At 49.6% G+C, this 341-nt stretch carries 1 pseudogene; it reads left to right on the top strand.

Features of this window, described 5'->3' with window-relative positions:
* Positions 1-341: pseudogene (locus tag QWI17_RS19570) on the top strand (hypothetical protein); the annotation flags it as partial.

Raw genomic sequence — 341 nt, forward strand, 5'->3', positions numbered from 1 at the left:
CAATGAGATCAGCGACCTTGACGAACGGCTAGATTCAGCCGCGACTATGATCTCAACGACCGGAGCGAGTGAATTACCGCCGGTCGTTCGCTTCGAATCACGCACTTTAGGCAATGATTCAGCTGAGACTGAACATAGTGATAAATTGCTCTGTAATGGGGCTCTGGCAGGTGTGCGAATTGCTATCGCAAAAGATGAAGCATTTTCTTTTATATATCCTGCGAACCTGTCACTGCTGCGAGACTTAGGCGCACAATTGGTGTTTTTCTCGCCCCTGAACGACCGGATCTTACCGGACGTTGATACCGTCTATCTACCGGGTGGCTATCCAGAGCTGTTTG

The organism is Gilvimarinus gilvus (assembly GCF_030518155.1).
Taxonomy (GTDB): Bacteria; Pseudomonadota; Gammaproteobacteria; order Pseudomonadales; family Cellvibrionaceae; genus Gilvimarinus; species Gilvimarinus gilvus.